General features: G+C 62.3%; 16 protein-coding genes and 1 tRNA gene. 13 read left to right on the forward strand and 4 right to left on the reverse strand.

The window, feature by feature from the left end; translation table 11 throughout:
- Positions 1 to 24 precede the first annotated feature (24 nt).
- The 4 genes from ACZ6YA_RS11460 to ACZ6YA_RS11475 all read left to right on the forward strand — a co-directional run bounded on the left by ACZ6YA_RS11460 (position 25) and on the right by ACZ6YA_RS11475 (position 4171).
- A complete protein-coding gene (locus tag ACZ6YA_RS11460; protein WP_465897227.1) occupies positions 25 to 1005 on the forward strand; it encodes a Bug family tripartite tricarboxylate transporter substrate binding protein in 981 nt (326 codons plus the stop codon).
- Between the two features lie 150 nt (positions 1006 to 1155).
- On the forward strand, positions 1156 to 1614 hold the full coding sequence (locus tag ACZ6YA_RS11465) for a tripartite tricarboxylate transporter TctB family protein (RefSeq protein WP_465897228.1): 459 nt from the start codon (positions 1156 to 1158) through the stop codon (positions 1612 to 1614).
- 3 nt (positions 1615 to 1617) lie between these two features.
- Complete coding sequence (locus ACZ6YA_RS11470) at positions 1618 to 3132, forward strand: tripartite tricarboxylate transporter permease (RefSeq protein WP_465897229.1); 1515 nt, start codon at positions 1618 to 1620, stop codon at positions 3130 to 3132.
- Entirely contained in the window at positions 3125 to 4171 is a 1047-nt protein-coding gene (locus tag ACZ6YA_RS11475; RefSeq protein WP_465897230.1) for an AbrB family transcriptional regulator, read from the forward strand. The genes ACZ6YA_RS11470 and ACZ6YA_RS11475 overlap by 8 nt, the downstream gene beginning before the upstream one ends.
- A gap of 2 nt (positions 4172 to 4173) precedes the next feature.
- On the opposite strand, the gene ung is transcribed toward ACZ6YA_RS11475, so the two are convergent.
- Positions 4174 to 4866, reverse strand: coding sequence for a uracil-DNA glycosylase (gene ung / locus ACZ6YA_RS11480; RefSeq protein WP_465897231.1), 693 nt, complete (start codon positions 4864 to 4866; stop codon positions 4174 to 4176).
- 126 nt (positions 4867 to 4992) lie between these two features.
- On the opposite strand from ung, the gene ACZ6YA_RS11485 reads away from it, so the two are divergent.
- Complete coding sequence (locus ACZ6YA_RS11485; protein ID WP_465897232.1) at positions 4993 to 6099, forward strand: enoyl-CoA hydratase/isomerase family protein; 1107 nt, start codon at positions 4993 to 4995, stop codon at positions 6097 to 6099.
- A gap of 131 nt (positions 6100 to 6230) precedes the next feature.
- On the opposite strand, the gene ACZ6YA_RS11490 is transcribed toward ACZ6YA_RS11485, so the two are convergent.
- Positions 6231 to 6671: a hypothetical protein gene (locus tag ACZ6YA_RS11490; RefSeq protein ID WP_465897233.1), complete on the reverse strand. Its 441-nt coding sequence runs from the start codon at positions 6669 to 6671 to the stop codon at positions 6231 to 6233.
- 211 nt (positions 6672 to 6882) lie between these two features.
- Here ACZ6YA_RS11490 and ACZ6YA_RS11495 point away from each other — a divergent pair, with 211 nt between their 5' ends.
- The 7 genes from ACZ6YA_RS11495 to nadS all read left to right on the forward strand — a co-directional run bounded on the left by ACZ6YA_RS11495 (position 6883) and on the right by nadS (position 13037).
- Positions 6883 to 8373 carry a sensor domain-containing diguanylate cyclase gene (locus ACZ6YA_RS11495; RefSeq protein WP_465897235.1) on the forward strand — a complete coding sequence of 497 codons (1491 nt, stop codon included), beginning with the start codon at positions 6883 to 6885 and terminating at the stop codon, positions 8371 to 8373.
- Positions 8366 to 8590, forward strand: a complete 225-nt coding sequence (locus ACZ6YA_RS11500; protein ID WP_465897236.1) for a cysteine-rich CWC family protein — start codon at positions 8366 to 8368, stop codon at positions 8588 to 8590. The genes ACZ6YA_RS11495 and ACZ6YA_RS11500 overlap by 8 nt, the downstream gene beginning before the upstream one ends.
- 35 nt (positions 8591 to 8625) lie before the next feature.
- Complete coding sequence (locus tag ACZ6YA_RS11505) at positions 8626 to 9318, forward strand: pseudouridine synthase (protein WP_465897237.1); 693 nt, start codon at positions 8626 to 8628, stop codon at positions 9316 to 9318.
- Between the two features lie 346 nt (positions 9319 to 9664).
- Complete coding sequence (locus tag ACZ6YA_RS11510) at positions 9665 to 10555, forward strand: alpha/beta fold hydrolase (RefSeq protein WP_465897238.1); 891 nt, start codon at positions 9665 to 9667, stop codon at positions 10553 to 10555.
- 121 nt (positions 10556 to 10676) lie between these two features.
- Positions 10677 to 10750: transfer RNA gene (locus tag ACZ6YA_RS11515), tRNA-Gly, on the forward strand.
- Positions 10751 to 10918: 168 nt separating this feature from the next.
- Entirely contained in the window at positions 10919 to 12619 is a 1701-nt protein-coding gene (locus tag ACZ6YA_RS11520; RefSeq protein WP_465897239.1) for a SulP family inorganic anion transporter, read from the forward strand.
- Positions 12620 to 12749: 130 nt separating this feature from the next.
- The gene (gene nadS, locus ACZ6YA_RS11525; protein ID WP_465897240.1) at positions 12750 to 13037 is read left to right on the forward strand and encodes a NadS family protein; all 288 of its coding nucleotides are present in this window, start codon (positions 12750 to 12752) and stop codon (positions 13035 to 13037) included.
- A 16-nt stretch (positions 13038 to 13053) separates the two neighbouring features.
- Here the strand turns inward: nadS and ACZ6YA_RS11530 are convergent, their stop codons facing one another.
- Positions 13054 to 14121 carry a glycerophosphodiester phosphodiesterase gene (locus tag ACZ6YA_RS11530; RefSeq protein WP_465897241.1) on the reverse strand — a complete coding sequence of 356 codons (1068 nt, stop codon included), beginning with the start codon at positions 14119 to 14121 and terminating at the stop codon, positions 13054 to 13056.
- 114 nt (positions 14122 to 14235) lie between these two features.
- On the opposite strand from ACZ6YA_RS11530, the gene ACZ6YA_RS11535 reads away from it, so the two are divergent.
- Positions 14236 to 15246, forward strand: a complete 1011-nt coding sequence (locus tag ACZ6YA_RS11535) for a DUF4917 family protein (RefSeq protein WP_465897242.1) — start codon at positions 14236 to 14238, stop codon at positions 15244 to 15246.
- 21 nt (positions 15247 to 15267) lie between these two features.
- Here ACZ6YA_RS11535 and ACZ6YA_RS11540 read toward each other — a convergent pair whose 3' ends face one another.
- Positions 15268 to 15777, reverse strand: coding sequence for a helix-turn-helix transcriptional regulator (locus ACZ6YA_RS11540; RefSeq protein WP_465897243.1), 510 nt, complete (start codon positions 15775 to 15777; stop codon positions 15268 to 15270).
- Position 15778 lies beyond the last annotated feature (1 nt).

Raw genomic sequence — 15778 nt, forward strand, 5'->3', positions numbered from 1 at the left:
CAACAATGCTCACGGAGATAGACGATGACCTTTTCACTGCGCCGCCTCGTCCTGGCCACCGGTTGCCTGCTGTTGGCCGGCAATGCCCTCGCTGCTGAACCGAAACGCCCTGAATGCATCGCCCCGGCCTCGCCCGGCGGCGGTTTCGACCTGACCTGCAAGCTGGTGCAGAGCGCCCTGGTGCAGGAGAAGATCCTCAGCAAACCGATGCGTGTCACCTATATGCCTGGCGGTGTCGGCGCGGTGGCCTACAACGCCGTGGTCGCCCAGCGTCCGGGCGATGCCGGCACGCTGGTGGCGTGGTCCAGCGGCTCCTTGCTGAACCTGGCCCAGGGCAAGTTTGGCCGCTTCGACGAAAACGCCGTGAAATGGCTGGCAGCGGTCGGCACCAGCTACGGCGCCATCGCCGTGAAAAGCGATTCGCCTTACAAGACGCTCGATGACCTGGTCGCAGCGCTGAAAAAAGACCCGAGCAAGGTAGTGATCGGCTCCGGTGGCACCGTCGGCAGCCAGGACTGGATGCAGACCGCCCTTATCGCCAAGGCGGCCGGCATCAACCCGCGCGACTTGCGCTATGTGGCCCTTGAAGGTGGCGGTGAAATTGCCACCGCGCTGCTGGGTGGCCACATTCAGGTCGGCTCCACTGACATTTCCGACTCCATGCCGCACATCCAGAGCGGCAACATGCGCATCCTCGCCGTGTTCTCGGAAAACCGCCTGGACGAGCCGGAGATGAAAAATATCCCCACCGCCAAAGAGCAGGGCTACGACATCGTCTGGCCGGTGGTGCGTGGCTTCTACCTGGGGCCGAAAGTGAGCGATGAGGACTACGCCTGGTGGAAAGAGTCCTTCGACAAGATGCTCGCCTCCGAAGACTTCGCCAAGCTGCGCGACCAGCGCGAGCTGTTCCCGTTCGCCATGACCGGTGACGAGCTGGATGGCTATGTGAAGAAACAGGTGGCGGACTACAAGGCGCTGGCCAAGGAATTTGGCTTGATTCAATAAGTATTCCAGCCCTCCACGACACCTGTGGGAGCGGGCTTGCCCGCGAATGCGTCAGATCAGGCAACAGCATGGCTCGTGCTGAAGCTTTCGCGGGCTAGCCCGCTCCCACAGGTTCCGTGGCGAGTCGAAAATACCACCGAGGATTCCCCAATGATCCTGCAACGCCTTTTCGCCCTGGTCCTGCTGGCGGTGTGCGCCGCCCTGGCCGTGATGGCCTGGCCTTACCAGGCAGCGTTTTCCTACGAACCGGTCGGCCCCCGCGCCTTCCCGTTGCTGATGCTCGGCCTGATGGGCCTGGGCCTGCTCTACCTTGCGATCCGCCCTACGCCCATCGTGCACAAAGACGACGAGCCGGCGCTGGACCGCGAAACCCTGACCAAGATCGCCGCCTGCGTCGGCTTGCTCATTGTCTTCGCCAGCACCTTCGAAGCCCTGGGCTTCATCCTCAGCGCGATCCTGGTCGGCCTGCCCATGGCCCGGCTGTATGGCGGCCGCTGGTTGCACAGCGCCATCGTGGTGGTGGGCATGAGCCTGTTCCTCTACTGGCTGTTCGACCGCGTGATGGATGTCCCACTGCCCCTTGGCCTGCTGAGCGTACTGGAGAACTGACACATGGATACCTTGAGCTACCTGGGCCAGGGCTTCGGCGTCGCCTTGAGCCCGTACAACCTGGTCACCGCCCTTTCCGGCACGCTGATCGGCACCGTGGTCGGCCTGCTGCCGGGCCTGGGCCCGATCAACGGTGTGGCGCTGCTGATTCCGATTGCCTTCGCCCTCGGCCTGCCACCTGAGTCGGCGCTGATCCTGCTGGCGGCGGTGTACCTGGGCTGTGAATACGGCGGGCGAATCAGCTCGATCCTGCTGAACATCCCTGGCGAAGCGTCGACCGTGATGACCACCCTCGACGGCTACCCGATGGCCCGCAAAGGCTTGGCCGGCGTGGCGCTATCGCTGTCGGCGTGGAGTTCGTTCATCGGTGCCTTCATCGCCACCTGCGGCATGGTGCTGTTCGCGCCGCTGCTGGCGAAATGGGCGATTGCCTTCGGCCCCGCGGAGTACTTCGTGCTGATGGTGTTCGCCATCGTCGCGCTAGGCGGCATGGCCGGTGACAAACCACTGAAGACCTTTATCGCGGCGCTGATCGGCTTGTTCCTGTCAGCGGTCGGTATCGACGCCAACAGCGGCGTGTACCGCTTCACTGGTGACAGCGTGCACTTGGCCGATGGCATTCAGTTCGTGGTGCTGGTGCTTGGCCTGTTCTCGATCAGCGAGATTCTCCTGCTGCTGGAAAAGACCCACCACGGCCACCAGGCGGTCAAGGCCACTGGGCGCATGCTGTTCAACTTCAAGGAAGCCGCCTCGGTGTTCGTAGTCAACATCCGTTGTGGCTTGCTCGGCTTCATCATGGGCGTGCTGCCGGGTGCTGGCGCGACGCTGGCCAGCGCCGTGGCCTACATGACCGAGAAGCGCATCGCCGGCGAAAGCGGCACCTTCGGCAAGGGCGATGCCCGCGGCCTGGCTGCACCGGAAACCGCCATCGGCGCGTCCTGCTGTGGCGCCCTGGTGCCAATGCTGACGCTGGGTGTTCCAGGCTCGGGTACCACCGCGGTGATGATCGGCGCGCTGACCCTGTACAACATCACCCCCGGCCCGCTGCTGTTCGAACAGCAACCGGACATCGTCTGGGGCCTGATCGCCTCGCTGTTCATCGCCAACATCATGCTGGTGATCCTCAACATCCCGATGATCCGCATCTTCACCCGCATCCTGGCTGTACCGAACTGGGCCTTGGTACCGGTGATCGCGATCATCACCGCGATCGGCGTATATGCCGTGCATGCCACTACCTTCGACCTGTTCCTGATGGTCGGTATCGGCATCATGGGCTACATCCTGCGCAAGCTGGACTTCCCGCTGTCGCCAATCCTGCTCGGGTTCATCCTCGGCGGCCTGATGGAGCAGAACCTGCGCCGTGCGCTGTCGATCTCCAACGGTGAGCTGGGCATCCTCTGGTCCAGCCCGATCAGCATGGGCGTGTGGGCCCTGGTGGCGTGCATGCTGTGCCTGCCACTGCTGCGGATCTGGCGCAAGCGCAGCCTGCAGCGCCGGGCGATGGCCGATGCCTGATCGGTCGTTGCCGCTGTTCTGGGCAACCGGGCTGGTCGGCCTGGCGGGCGGGTTTCTCGCCAGCCAGGTCGGCTGGCCTTTGCCATGGATGGTCGGCTCGTTGCTGGCGATCATCCTGGTGCGCTGCCTGACGCCCTGGCAGCTTTCGGAAATCCCCAATGGCCGCAAATGCGGGCAATGCATCATCGGCCTGGGCATCGGCCTGCACTTCACCCCGGCGGTGATCGAACAGGTGGCCAGCCATTTCCTGCTGATCTTCTTCGCCGCGCTGTTCACTACCCTTTCCAGCGTGGTGGGTGTGTGGTTACTGCGGCGCACCGGCGAGGACCGCGCCACGGCGTTTTTCGCCAGTATGCCTGGCGGTTCGGGGGAGATGGTCAACCTGGGCGCGCGCAACGGCGCGGTGCTCAGCCAGGTGGCGGCGGCGCAGAGCCTACGCGTGCTGGCAGTGGTGCTGTGCGTCCCCGCGCTGTTCAAGTTCCTGATCGGTGATGGTGTGCCGCTCAATCACGCCGGCAGTGTGAGCTGGGGCTGGCTGGCATTGATCGCACCGCTGGGTGTGGCGGTCGGTTTCATCTGGCAGCGGTTGCGCCAGCCTAACCCTTGGCTGTTCGGGCCATTGCTGGTGGCGGCAACGATTAGTCTGGCGGGTAACCTGCAGATCGCCCTGCCCAACGGCGCCAGTCAGATCGGCCAGTGGCTGATCGGCAGCGGCCTGGCTTGTCATTTCAATCGTGCGTTTTTCCGCCGCGCCCCTTCATTTTTAGGGCGTACGCTGCTGGCCACGGCGCTGTGCATGCTGATTGCCGGCAGTGCGGCGTGCTGCTTGAGCGTGATGACGGCGCTGGACCTGCGCTCGCTGACCCTGGGGATGATGCCTGGCGGCATTGCCGAGATGAGCCTGACGGCGGAGACCCTGCAGCTATCGGTACCGTTGGTGACGGCGCTGCAGGTGATGAGGCTGTTGTTCGTGCTGTTTCTGGCGGAGCCGCTGTTCAGGTTGTGGAACGCTGACCAGCGGCAATCGCGAAGCCGCTGATGTTAAAGCGGCGGCAACGCCCAGTTGATCGGCGCCAGCCCACGCTGCTCGAGAAAACCGTTGGCCCGGCTGAAATGCCCGCAGCCGAGGAACCCCCGATAAGCTGACAGTGGCGACGGGTGCACCGACTTCAGCACCAGGTGCTTGGTGCCGTCGATCAGTTTCTGCTTGCTCTGGGCATGCGCGCCCCACAGCAGAAACACCACGTTCGGACACTGCTCGCTGACCACCTGAATGATCCGGTCAGTGAAGAACTCCCACCCTTTCTTGGCATGCGAAGCAGCATTGGCGCGCTCGACGGTCATGGTCGTATTGAGCAGCAGCACGCCTTGCTCGGCCCAGCTCTGCAGGTAGCCGTGGCTGGCAATCGGGATGTTCAGGTCGCGCTGCATTTCCTTGTAGATGTTCACCAGCGACGGCGGCGTCGGCACGCCCGGCTGCACCGAGAAGCACAGGCCATGGGCTTGACCCGGGCCGTGGTACGGATCCTGGCCGAGAATAACCACTTTCACCTGCGTCAGCGGCGTGGAGTTGAGTGCATTGAAGATCAGCGGCCCGGGCGGGTAGATTTCCTTGCCGGCGGCATGTTCCTGGCGCAAGAACTCACGCAGCTGGTGCATGTAGGGCTGGTCGAACTCGGCACGCAGTGCGTCTTTCCAGCTGGGTTCGAGTTTGATGCGATCGTCGTCAGTCATGGGGCCATCCGTAAACAATGGCGCGACACTAGGTAAGCCGTCCCCCCTTGTCAATCGGTCCGACCGAGGACCGGCGTGATCGGCCAGGCAGGCCATACTAGGGTGATGACTTGAGCGAGGTAGTCCATGGCCATTCACTGCGAGGTACTCACTGGCGCCGACGGCGCCCGCATCGGCATTGCCACCCTGGATGCGCCCAAGGCGCTCAATGCCCTGAACCTGCCGATGATCGAGGTGCTCGGCGAACAACTGCACACGTGGGCGCAGGACCCAGCGGTGGTCTGCGTACTATTGCGCGGCAATGGCGCCAAATCGTTCTGCGCCGGGGGCGACGTCAGGGCGCTGGCCCAGGCCTGCCGTGATCACCCCGGCAGCGTACCGCCACTGGCGGCGACGTTCTTTGCCGCCGAATATCGCCTCGACTACCTCATTCATACCTACCCCAAGCCGCTGCTGTGCTGGGGCCATGGCCATGTGCTGGGTGGCGGCATGGGGCTGCTGCAGGGCGCCGGGGTGCGCATCGTCACGCCGAGTAGCCGGCTGGCGATGCCGGAAATCAGCATCGGCCTTTACCCCGATGTCGGCGCCAGTTGGTTCCTCGCCCGCCTGCCTGGCAAGTTGGGGTTGTTCCTGGGGCTGACCGGAGCCCCCATCAATGCCCGCGACGCCCTCGACCTTGGCTTGGCTGACCGATTCTTTGGCGAGCACCAGCAAGAGGGCCTGTTGGACGAGCTGTTGCAAATGAACTGGCAGGAACAGACCGACCTGCAACTCAACAGCCTGCTCAAGGCAGAACAGCATCGTGCCTTCGCCGAGTTGCCCGAGGCTCAGTGGCTACCGCGGCGCCAGGCGATCGACGCACTGCTCGATGTCGCCGACCCCGCAGCTGCATGGCGGGCACTTGAGGGATTGAAACACCATGCCGATCCTCTATTGGCCGAAGCAGGCCAGCGCTTGCACGAAGGCTGCCCGCTGACGGCGCACCTGGTCTGGGAGCAAATCCGCCGGGCTCGGCATTTGTCATTGGCCCAGGTGTTCCAGATGGAATACAGCATGAGCCTCAACTGCTGCCGTCATCCGGAGTTCAGCGAAGGCGTACGGGCGCGCTTGCTGGACAAGGACAACCAGCCGCGCTGGCACTGGCCGGATGTGGCGCAGGTGCCGGCAGCGGTGGTCGAGGCGCATTTCGTGAAGGTGTGGGAGGGGCGGCACCCTTTGATTGATCTGGCTTGATGGGGCTGCTCTGCAGCCCATTCGCGGGACAAGCCCGCTCCCACAGGTACAGCGCTGGTCTGGGACTTTGCGCGACTCCTGTGGGAGCGGGCTTGCCCCGCGAATGGGCCGCATTGCGGCCCTGTCAGTCCTTAACGTTGCCAGTTGCGATCGCCGCCGCGACCGCCATCCGGCCGGCGGTCACGATCACCCCGGCCATTGGAATGCCAACGATCATTCTGATAACGCCGACTGTCGTTGCGGTAGTCATGCCGATCGCGATCACGTCCATAGTCATAGCGCTGGCGATTGCCGTAGTCATAGCGCGGGTTGCCATGCCACTGCTTCATGCCAGGCTGCGGATGTGGCCGATATTGCGGCACCGGCGCAGGGCGGTAATAACGTGGAGCAGGCTGGTAGTAGTAGCGCGGTTGCGGCGCAACATAGTAGCGGTCGTGGCGGTAGTACCCCGGCGCGACGTAGCGATCGGTGGTGTAGTAATCCGAACGGTAGTAACTGCCGCCTTCGTAATAAGGCACGCAGGCGGTCGTCATCAGACCCAACAGGGCGATCAACAGGATTCGATAGGACATGGCGGCCTCCTGGACCGCTGGGGTGCCCGAACAGCGGCGCTGGCGAGCATCGACGGCAATGCGTGGGTCGACACTGAATAAGACATTGCAGCCGATGTGCAGTGCCATTTCCGCAACAATTTGAAACAGCTCGGATACCCGCAAAAAACCTGCAGTCTTTTTTCGGTCATCTCACTAGAATGAGCGCCTCGGCACATATCAGGGGACGATCATGCCTACACGCTCCGCATTGTTTTCGCAGCGCTCGTTGATCCTCGCCCTGCTGGTGCTGTTGGCCTGCGGCTTCCTCGCCACCTCGCTGCTCAGCTACTTCGCCTCACGCAGCGCGATCCGCGATGGCATCATCAATACCGAACTGCCGCTGACGTCCGACACGGTCTATTCGGAAATCCAGAAAGACCTCATCCGCCCCGTGCTGATCGCCTCAATGATGGCCCAGGACACCTTCCTGCGCGACTGGGTACTCGCTGGCGAACAGGATACCCAGCGCATTACCCGCTTCCTCGGTGAAGTGATGGGCAAGCAGGACACCTTCACGTCCTTTTTCGTCTCCGACCACAGCCTCACTTATTACCAGGCCAAGGGCGTGCTCAAACATGTCGAGCCGGGTGCCTGGCGTGACGCCTGGTATTTCCGCCTGCGCGAACGCCAGGTGCCTTACGAAATCAACGTCGACCTGGACATGGCCAACCAGGACAGCCTCACCGTGTTCATCAACCACCGGGTGCTGGACTACCAGCAGCGATTCATCGGCGCAACCGGGGTAGGCCTGAGTGTGGACGCGGTGGTCAAGCTGATCGACACCTACCAGCGCCGTTACCAGCGTTCGGTGTACTTCACCGACGCCCAGGGCAAGGTCCTGCTCACCGGCTCCGATGGCGGCCCTCACGGTTTGCGGGTTGGCCAAACGCTACACGACAATCCCGAACTGAACGCATTGTTGGTGCAACAGCCAGTCCCCAGCGAAGGCAGTCACGAATACAAGGACAGCGAAGGCCACAGCCACTTCCTCAACGTACGGCACCTGCCCGAGCTGGACTGGTTCCTGCTGGTGGACAAGCGCGAAACCGGTGCCCTGGACCGCGTTCGCCACTCGCTGTATCTGAATTTGGCGATCTGCGCGATGATCACCCTGGTGGTGCTGTCGCTGCTGCATGCCATGCTCAGGCGCCATCAGGCCAGCATCGAGGCCCTGGCCACGCTCGACAGCCTCACCGGGCTGCCCAACCGCCGCAGCTTCGACCTGCTGGCCGCACAGGCCCTGCAGGAAGCCCAGCGCGATTGCGCACCGCTGGTGGCCATGTTGATCGACCTTGACCATTTCAAGGCGCTCAACGATACACACGGCCACCTGGCCGGCGACGAAGTGCTGCGCCAGTTTGCCAACGTGCTGCAGAGCAGCCTGCGCCAGTCAGATATACTCTGCCGCTGGGGCGGCGAGGAATTCATCGTGCTGCTACGGGAAACCGAAGGCCGGCAAGCCATCGACGTGGCGGAAAAGATCCGCCGGCGTACCGAGCATCTGACCTTCAGCTACGACGAACAGCCGTTGCGCCTGACCACCAGCATCGGCCTCAGTGGCCTGCAGCCAGATGACACCCTGCACGCCCTGCTGACCCGCGCTGACCGCGCCCTCTATCGTGCCAAGCAGGCCGGCCGCAACCGCGTCTGCAGTGAAACACCCGGATTCGCCTATGAATGACAGCCAGCGCTGCCCCGCCTGCGGCGCCCTCAACCAATGCACCTTGGCCGACCCACGCACCGCCACCGAGGCCTGCTGGTGTTTTGCCGTGGCGATCGACCCGGCAGTGCTTCAGGCTTTGCCTGCAGAACTGCGCGACCAGTCCTGCCTGTGCCCGCGCTGTGCAGCAGGCATCCCTGCGAACGCGCCAGCCCCGATCGACAGTGAAAAGCGCTAGACTGCGCGCCCTCTTCATCCACGCCGTTTGCCGCCATGCGCCTCGACCGCTTCCTTGCCAACCTGCCCTGCTACAACCGCCAGCAAGTGCGCCTGCTGATGGTGCAGCGCCGCGTGCGCGTGGATGGCCAAGCGGTATCCGATCCGCACACCGAGGTGCGCGAATTCAGCCGTATCGAGGTGGATGACCAATTGCTGCAGGCCGGGCGCCCGGCGCGCTACCTGATGCTGTATAAACCGACCGGCTGCGTCAGCGCCACCCACGACCCGCAGCACCGCACCGTGCTCGACCTGCTGCCCGCAGCGCTGCGCGACGAGCTGCATATTGCCGGGCGGCTTGACTACAACACCACTGGGCTGATGATCCTGACCAATGATGGCCAGTGGTCACGGCGCCTGACCCAACCCGCGACCAAGCTGCCCAAGCACTACCTGGTGCAGACCGAGGACGAAATCGGCGCGCACTACATCGACCAGTTTCGCGCAGGCTTCTACTTCGCCTTCGAAGACCTGACCACCCTCCCGGCGCAGCTGGACATTCTCGGCCCACGCAGCGCCAGGCTGGCGATCGTCGAAGGACGCTACCACCAGGTCAAGCGCATGTTCGGCCACTTTGACAACAAGGTGGTGGGCTTGCACCGGGAAAGCATGGGTTCGATCCGCCTCGACCCAGGCTTGGCGCCGGGTGAATTCCGGGCACTGACAGCCGAAGAGATTGCCGCGGTCTAGAGCGCTCGCGGCACTGCGCTGACGTCATACGACCGCCCGGCGAGAAAAGTCACAAATTCACCCATACGGCACTTGCGGGATCCGCAAACCCTGCTTGACTCCTAACTTGTCGGTCCGCACGTGACTCATGAGTCACAAACGCGATCCAAGACAACTTTTTGCCGGCTACCCAAGGCCTAGAAGCCTTGGGGCACGGCGAATTGCCCGCTAAAAACAATACCGTCGACACGTGTGCCAAGGATCGACACAGGGCCCCCGGTAATTCCTTCAGGCAAATGCCTACCTGTCATAAACAACGTGCACCCTAGGTGACGCGAATACCCTTTTTGCGCCAGGAGTCGATGACATGAGGCCAGAAATCGCTGTACTTGATATCCAAGGTCAGTATCGGGTTTACACGGAGTTCCATCGCGCCGATGCCGCCGAGAAAACGATCATCCTGATCAATGGCTCGCTGGCCACCACGGCCTCGTTTGCTCAAACGGTGCGTAACCTGCACCCGCAATTCAACGTCGTGCTGTATGACCAGCCGTACGCCGGCAAGTCCAAGCCACACAATCGCCAGGAACGCCTGATCAGCAAAGAGGATGAGGCGCATATCCTGCTTGAGCTGATCGAGCACTTCCAGGCCGACCATGTGATGTCGTTCTCCTGGGGCGGTGCCTGCACCCTGCTGGCGTTGGCCCACCAGCCACGATTGGTGAAAAAGGCCGTGGTCAGTTCGTTCTCGCCGGTGATCAACGAACCGATGCGCGATTACCTCGACCGTGGTTGCCAGTACCTGGCCGCCTGCGATCGCTACCAGGTCGGCAACCTGGTCAACGACACCATCGGCAAGCACCTGCCGTCGCTGTTCAAGCGCTTCAACTATCGGCATGTCAGCAGCCTGGACACCCACGAGTATGCGCAGATGCACTTCCACATCAATCAGGTGCTGCAACATGACTTGGACCGGGCGCTGAAAGGTGCACGCAACATCGACATCCCGGTGCTGTTCATCAACGGCGACCGTGATGAGTACACCACCGCCGAAGATGCCCGGCAGTTTGGCAAGCATGTCGGCAAGAGCCACTTCACCGTGATTCGCGATGCCGGCCACTTCCTGGACATGGAGAACAAAGCGGCTTGCGAAGATACCCGCAGCGCCCTGCTTGGCTTCCTCAAGCCGACGGTGCGTGAACCGCGTGCACGCAATCCGTTCAACAACACGCAAGTGCAGCATGCATGGGCTATCTGAACGCATCGGCGTCCTGTAGCCATGACCCGCAGGCTATGGGCGCCGACAGCTTTTTTTAGGCCTTGTTTATAACTGGGGCTTCTAATTCGAGGAAGGTTCTGGTAAAAAGTCGATCGCAGACGCGGGTATAGTTTAATGGTAGAACAGTAGCTTCCCAAGCTTCCGACGAGGGTTCGATTCCCTCTACCCGCTCCACACCGCATTCCCGCATGACGTTCCAACGACGTCATCGCTGTCAAAAGGAGCCTTGGCTCCTTTTTTCGTTTCTGCCTTTCCTGAAAATACCCCGAATCCGCTTGCAAGCAATACAGCTTGCGGCGCATATGCTCTGTGGATTCGCGAAACATTTCGAAAGGACTGCGCATGTTTCTCTCCCGCTGGCTACCGGGCCTTGCCAACCTGCTGCACTACCGCCGCGAGTGGTTTCACGCCGACCTGCAGGCTGGCCTGTCGGTGGCCGCCATCCAGATACCCATCGCCATCGCCTACGCGCAGATCGTCGGCCTGCCGCCCCAATACGGCCTGTATGCCTGCGTGCTGCCAATGATGGTCTATGCCCTGATCGGCAGCTCACGCCAGTTGATGGTCGGCCCAGACGCCGCCACCTGCGCGATGATCGCTGGCGCCGTGGCGCCGCTGGCCATGGGCGACCCGCAGCGCATTGCCGAGTTGTCGGTGATCGTCACCGTGCTGGTAGGCGTCATGCTGATTGCCGCGGGCCTGGCACGTGCCGGTTTCATCGCCAGCTTCTTCTCGCGGCCGATCCTGATCGGCTACCTCAATGGCATCGGACTGAGCCTGATTGCCGGGCAGTTGTCCAAAGTGGTGGGGTTCAAGATCGAGGGTGACGGGTTCATTCTTAGCCTGATCAACTTCGTACAGCGCCTGGGCGAAATTCACTGGCTGACACTGGCCATCGGCTTGGCCGGGCTGGCCCTGCTGATCTGGCTGCCACGGCGCTATCCGCGCCTGCCGGCAGCACTGGTGACGGTGGCCGTGTTCACGCTGCTGGCCGGCCTGTTTGGTCTGGACCGCCTGGGCGTAGCGATCCTCGGCCCGGTGCCGGCCGGCATCCCGCAACTGGCCTGGCCACAAAGCAACCTGGCGGAAACCAAGAGCCTGCTGCGCGATGCTCTGGGTATCGCCACTGTCAGCTTCTGCAGTGCCATGCTCACTGCCCGCAGCTTCGCCGCGCGGCACGGCTATGCGATCAATGCCAACCATGAATTCGTCGCCCTCGGCTTCAGCAACCTGGCTGCCGGGATTTCCCAGGGCTTTGCCATCAGCGGCGCCGATTCGCGCACCGCGGTCAACGACATGGTCGGCGGCAAGAGCCAACTGGTCGGCATCATCGCCGCACTGGTGATCGCCTTGATCCTGCTGTTCTTCACCGCGCCGATGGCCTGGATCCCCCAGGCAGCGCTGGGTGCCGTATTGCTGATGGCCGGCTGGGGGTTGATCGACATCCGATCGCTGGGGCGTATCCGCCGCCTGAGCCGTTTTGAATTCTGGCTGTGCCTGCTAACCACGGTCGGCGTACTGGGCCTGGGCGTTCTGCCGGGGATCGTGTTTGCCGTGACGCTGGCGATTCTGCGCTTGCTGTACAGCATTTACCAACCCACCGACGCGGTGCTGGGCTGGCTGCCGGGCACCGAGGGCCAGGTCGACATCCGCAAGCACCCGCAAGCCCGCACCGTGCCTGGCCTGGTGGTGTACCGCTTCGACGATGCAATCCTGTTCTTCAACGCCGACTACTTCAAGATGCGCCTGCTCGAAGCCGTGCAAAGCCAGGCCCAGCCCCGCGCCGTGCTGTTCGATGCGGAAGCGGTGAGCAGCATCGATGTCAGTGGCATTGCCGCCCTGCGCGAGGTACGCGACACCCTCTCGGCACAAGGCATCTTCTTCGGCATCGCCCGCGCCCGCGGCACGTTCCTGCGCATGCTGGTGCGCTCGGGGATGGCCCGGGAGATGGAGGATAAGCTGCTGTTTGGCTCGGTGCGGGCGGGGATACGGGCGTATCGGGTGTGGAGGAACAGGAGTCGCAAGGATACATTGCCCGGATAAGGAAATAGCCTACATTGGAGTCGGAAGGAGACGATCGGCTAGTCAATGCGGTGTCCGCTAGCCTGAAAAGCCCTGATTCAGATGATGGAGCGTTATCTTTTCGTCATAGCGCTGGATGATTGAGGCACACATGAGCAAGTTTTTCGAAGAGCTGATGCAGAGCGTCCAGCAAATAGACGACATCGTTCAAGGCACGCTCGAGCCCTCGCGCACATTCGATATTGACGCCCTCCAAGTCAAAATCATCCGCAAGTCCACAGGTTTATCGCAATCACGTTTTGCCGAAATGATCGATGTTCAAGTCGCCACCTTGAGAAACTGGGAACAGCGACGCAGGGAGCCCACTGGACCGACTAAAGCTTTGCTACGGGCCATACGCAACGATCCCGACCATGTCCTCATAGCGCTGGCCCACTAACGACTGCGTCGACTGCTCAGTACCCCAATTTTTTCAGTAAGCCCGACTCACTTTCAGCCGGGCGATGATAAAAGCGCAGTAGCCTCCCCGCTCGGTTGGTAAAGATCCCATCCACCCCAACCGTCATTGCCACGTCGAAGTCCGCAACCTCATCGAGCGTATAGACATGCACCAGCAACCCACGCTCATGGCTGGCCTGGTTCATCCATGGCTGGATCAGGTCGGCATAACTCTGCTCACCCAGGCTGCTGCGCGTGGCCGAAGGGCCGGTACCGATTGCCCCACCCTGCTTGGCAATGTCCAGCCAACGCAGGAATTCCGCTTGATCCTTCGGTTGCTGACGTGCGTAGAACGCGGCCTTGTCACGTTCACCCGAGGCGGCGAAGTCCTGACCTGAGGCGGGCATGATGGCCTTGGTGCCCACCCACAGCAGGAGAATCTTCGGGATCTGCGGCATGACGTCGTGCAGCAACGTGAGGCTGTTGCGATCAAAGGTCTGCAACACCACGCGCCCAGGCCTGTCTAGCCAGCCACGGGCCTCAAGGCGCGCCTTGAGCTCACGTTCAATGCCGGGGAACTGGCTGGGCACCTTGGTTTCGATGTAAAGGCCGGGTTGGCGCTCGGGGTTGCCTTCGGCGATGTCGATGACTTCGTCCAACGTCAGGATGGACAACTTGCTGAACGAGGTTCGGGCACGCTCTGGATAGGCCCTGTTAAACCAACTGCCGGCGTCCAGCGATTTGAGTTCGGCGAGGGTGAAGGCGCTGACCGGGCTGGTCTTGCGCTCGGGGAATCGCTCGGCGACATCACTGGTGCGCGACAGCTCATCGTCATGAACCACTACCAGCACGCCATCACGGGTGCGCTGCAGGTCGAGTTCCAGATAATCGGCGCCCAGCTCGCGCGCCAGCAGGTAGGCCGGAGTGGTCGACTCCGGAGCATCGTAGGAGGCGCCACGATGAGCGATCACGGCAGGATAAGGAATGCCCTGGGCGGCGGCGAGTATCTTGCCATCCGTTGCCGAGGCCGCAGAAGCCGCCCCCAGGGCGGCCCAGGCGAGAGTCCCGATCACACTTTTGCGCATGCTGAATTCCTCTTTCATCCCGCGAACCTTGTGGTGGCTGAACCGCAACCCTCGCACACCTCGCATGACATGCTAAAGTCGCCGCCGTTTCCCGCTCCAGCGAATGGACCCATCATGCCCGCACTCGACGCCCACCTCGCCACCTGGCAAGAACTCGCCCAACGCCATCCGTGCGATGCCTTGCTGCTGGGCAACGGCGCCAGCCGTGCACTGTGGAAGCCGTTCGGCTATTTCTCGTTGTTCGAGGAAGCGCAGCGCGCTGGACGCAAGAAAGGCCTGGCGATCAGCGACCAAGCCTTGTTCAAGTCGCTGGGCACAGAATTGTTCGAGCCGGTACTGAGCACGCTCAACCATACGGTGCGCGCCAACGCTGCCCTGGCGATCAACTCCACCGCCCCGCTGAACCGCTACTACTCGATCAAAGAAGCGCTGATCCACGCCGTGCGCACCGTGCACCTCCCCTGGCCACTGATGCCGGCGGCCAGCCTGGCGTCGATCAACCAGGCCTTGCGCGGTTACCGCAGCGTCTACACCAGCAACTACGACCTGGTCCTGCCGTGGGCCGTGCAGCACGATCCACAAGGCTTCGCTGCGCTGTTCGACGAACAGGGATTCTTCGATGTGCGCCGCACGCAGGCTGCAGGTACGCGCATGCTGCACCTACATGGCGGCCTGCACCTGCTCAAGCTGCCCGACGGTGCCACCCGCCAACGCAGTGCCGAAAGCGCTGAATTGCTCGACGGCTTTGCCGTGAACATTCCAGGCGAAGTGCCGTTGTTCGTCAACGAAGACCGCAGCGACGAGAAACTGCGTGCGATCCGCAACTCGGATTATCTGAGCTGGTGCATGGGGCAGTTGGCCCAGGAAAGGCAGGGGCTATGCCTGTTCGGGCAGCACCTGGACAGCAGCGACCAGCACCTGCTCGACGCCATTCGCCAGGCGCGGCCGGCGCATCTTTCGATTGCAATCCGGCCGTTGAACGAGGCTTCGGTGATCAATCAGAAGCAGCATTTCGTTGAGCGCTTTGGTGATCTGGCGGGGACGGCGCTGCATTTCTTCGATGCGAGTACGCATCCGTTGGGGCTCGCGGAGTTGGCAATTGACGTGCCCACTAGACGCCGTTGAGGCTGCCCCAACGACACATCTTCAGTACGCCAAATCCACCGGCCGGTTGAACACCCGGGCATGTGCGCTTGATACATTGACGGTCATTGCAACCCGGGCCAGATCCAGCGTCTCCTGCCCGATGGCGTAACCTCCCCTCACCTGCAGCCAGGCCAGCACATCGGCGAGATGCCAGAGCGACGTGCTGCCTTCATGCATGGGGGCTGGAAAGCTGTGCATATGCGCCAGCATCAACTTGCGCATGTTCTGACGCGACACACCTACGATTTCTGCCACATCGGTAAGCCCAACGAGGTCAGGCGATGCCTCGATCAGCCGCGCATCAGGTACCGCAGTGCGAACATCCCTGAGCGCGCTCTTGATCGCCTCCTCGGCACTGGGCGACTCTCGTACGAACTCTAGGGACAGGCGGCCAGGCTGACCGATTCCGACCAACGTATCTTCACATCCTGATTCGGCCAGGCGCTCGAGGAGCGCATCCACATCTTCGTCTTTGATCAATTGGTACTTGAGGGTGAACTCGTATTCCATC

The sequence above is a fragment of the Pseudomonas sp. NPDC090752 genome (genome assembly GCF_055584805.1).